At 73.7% G+C, this 2,660-nt stretch carries 2 protein-coding genes; one reads left to right on the top strand and one right to left on the bottom strand.

From position 1 onward, the window contains the following. Positions 1–216: 216 nt before the first annotated feature. Positions 217–1,011 (top strand): polysaccharide deacetylase family protein, encoded by a 795-nt coding sequence (locus AOK24_RS42275; RefSeq protein WP_055725181.1) that lies wholly within the window; start codon positions 217–219, stop codon positions 1,009–1,011. Between the two features lie 68 nt (positions 1,012–1,079). Here AOK24_RS42275 and AOK24_RS42270 read toward each other — a convergent pair whose 3' ends face one another. Then, positions 1,080–2,423: a BTAD domain-containing putative transcriptional regulator gene (locus tag AOK24_RS42270; RefSeq protein ID WP_055725180.1), complete on the bottom strand. Its 1,344-nt coding sequence runs from the start codon at positions 2,421–2,423 to the stop codon at positions 1,080–1,082. Positions 2,424–2,660: the final 237 nt, after the last annotated feature.

The following is a 2,660-nucleotide window of genomic DNA, read 5'->3' as shown; positions in this document are numbered from 1 at the left end:
AGCCTTGACGCCGGGCGGGCCTTCACGCCGGGCGGGCCTTCACGCTGGGCGGGCCTTCACGCTGGGCGGGCCTTCAAGCTGAACGGGCCCTGTTCCCCCATGTCCCCGAACTCCCCCGGAAATGTCCGCGGTCCGTAACGGAGGGATCCCGCGGGCGCCGGACTCCGTCCTGCCAGGTGGTTGCGGGGCGACACCGGCGAGGAGAGCGGGGCGGACATGGCGCGGCACAACGGCGGGCGGGGCTGGTACGGCAAGATGATCGGGGCCGCGCTCGGCGTGACGCTGCTCGCGGCGGGCACGGCGGCCTGGACCGCGCAGGCGGGCCCGGCGACGAACGGGGCGTCGGGCAAGGCGAGTTCGGCGCCGAAGGCGAGCGCGCCGGCGTCACCGGGCAGTCAGGCCAAGGCAGTCGACGTCAGCATCGTGCACGCGTCGGACGCGGGCCCGCACGGCGTGAACATCACCATCGACGACGGCCCCGACCCGGTGTGGACGCCTCAAATGCTCGACATATTGCGCGAGTTCGGCGTGAAGGCGACGTTCTGCATGGTGGGGACGCAGGCGCAGGCGCACCCCGACATGGTGAAGAAGGTCGTCGCCGCCGGGCACCGGCTGTGCGACCACACCGTCTCGCACGACACCGGCATGGACAAGAAGTCCGAGGCGTACCAGTCGCGGCAGATCCTCGACGCCGAGCGCATGATCACCGAGGCGTCCGGGGGCGTACGGCCGATGTACTACCGGGCGCCGGGCGGCGCGTTCACCCCGTACAGCCGCAAGCTCGCCGCCTCGCACGGCATGCGTCCGCTGGGCTGGAACGTCGACACGAAGGACTTCGAGCGGCCCGGCACGGACGCCATCGTGGCCACGGTGCAAAGGGAGTTGCCGAACGGTCCGACCCTGCTCTTCCACGACGCGGGCGGGGACCGGTCGCAGACGGTGGCGGCGCTGCGGCGGGTGCTGCCGCAGCTCAAGCAGGAGGGGTACGTGTTCGGGTTCCCGGTGCGGTGAGAGGAGGGGGTCCGGGGTACGTCCGGGGTACCCCGGACCCCAGAGGTACCCCCCCACGTACCTCCGGGTCAGCACCCGCCGGGCCTCCGGTCGCTCCCGCACGTCGCCAGGCTGCACCACCTGCGTCGCCCGCTCGCGTCGAGGAAGAGCCAGCCGCACGCCTCTCCCGGGCAGGCCCGGACCGTGAAGTGGCGCGGATCGGCGAGGAGTTCGGCCGCGCTGTGCGCGACCGCGTGGAGCGGGAGGCGCAGGCCGGCCGAGGGGGCGGGCTGCCAGCGGGCCAGGCCGAGTTCGTCGCGGGTGAGACGTGAGCGGGCTGCGGCGGCCTCCGCCGTACGGGCCACCGCCGCGAAGGCGGACCCGTCATGACGGTCCGTCAGGCAGGTATAGAGGTCCGCGCGGAATCGGTGCGCCTCCGCCAGTACGGCCGCCGCCTCCGCCGGTTCGCGCAGGGCCTGTTCACGCAGGCGGGTGACCGACCGGCCGCCGATCAGGTCGAGATGGCCCGCCCAGACGGCGAAGGACGCGTAGGTACGCAGCCACTCGGCACCCGGAAGGCGGGGCCCGGTCCAGCCGGCGTACGTGTTGCAGAACTCCAGCGCGGGGTGGCCGCCGGTGTTCCAGGGGAGCCACTGGTCGTCGACGCGTACGGCGTACACCGGGCCCGGGGGCCGGTCGAGCCGGTGGTCGCCGTGCAGGATGCGGTCGTGGAGGGTCTGGAGTTCCGGGCCCGGTTGCACGCCGTACCCGGTGGCCAGCGCGGTGCGCGTGGCGCGGTAGAGGCCGAGGGCGTCGCTCTGGCGGCCCACCCGGTAGAGGGCGGTCATCTGGGTGGCTATCAGGCGTTCCCGGTCCGGATGGTCCCCGGCGAGGGGGGACAGGTCGGCCACGACCTCGTCGTACCGGCCCCTCTCCAGCAGTATGCGCGCCCTCGACTCCACGGCGGTGAGGCGCAGTTCGGTGAAGGGCGGGGCGAGGCGGCTGCGGAGGTGGTCGTCGGCGGTGCCGGCCAGGAGGGGGCCGCGCCACAGGGCGAGGGCCCGGCCGTAGAGGCGGGCCCGTTCCTCGGGGTCCCCGGTGTCGGACGCCTGCCGGGTGAGGGCGGTGAACCGCTGGGTGTCGAGGGTGTGCGGGCCCTGTTCGAGGGTGTAGCCGTCGTGCCGGGTCTCGATCCTCACTCCGTACGGCGTGAGAGCTACCCGCAGTCGTCCCACGTAGGTATGGACGGTGGCGCGTGCGGAGGCGGGAGCCTCGGTGCCCCACAGGAGGTCGACGAGGCGGTCGGTCGTCACGGGGTGGTCCGCGTGCAGCAGGAGGATCGCGAGGAGGGCGCGTTCCTGGCGGCGGTTGCCGACCCGCACGGGCCGTCCCTCGTGGTGGGCGGTGAACGGGCCGAGCAGGTGGAACTCCATGGTGTCCGGAGCCTAGTCGGTGAGGGTGTGGTCAGGAGGCCCCGGGAGGGTGGGGGGGGTACGACAGACCGTCCGACCCGAGGAGAGTCATGCGACGAACCGCACTCGCGCCGTTGGTACTTGCCGCCGCCCTGCTGGGGGCGCCGGCCGCGCACGCGGACACCGGTTGGGAGCCGGCGCCGTCCGCGCCGTGGGACGTCGCCGCAGGGGTGCGGGGCGGCTTCCCCGTGCACGGCG

The organism is Streptomyces niveiscabiei, from assembly GCF_001419795.1.
Lineage (GTDB): Bacteria > Actinomycetota > Actinomycetes > Streptomycetales > Streptomycetaceae > Streptomyces > Streptomyces niveiscabiei.
This window is presented reverse-complemented; position numbering and strand designations above follow the sequence as displayed.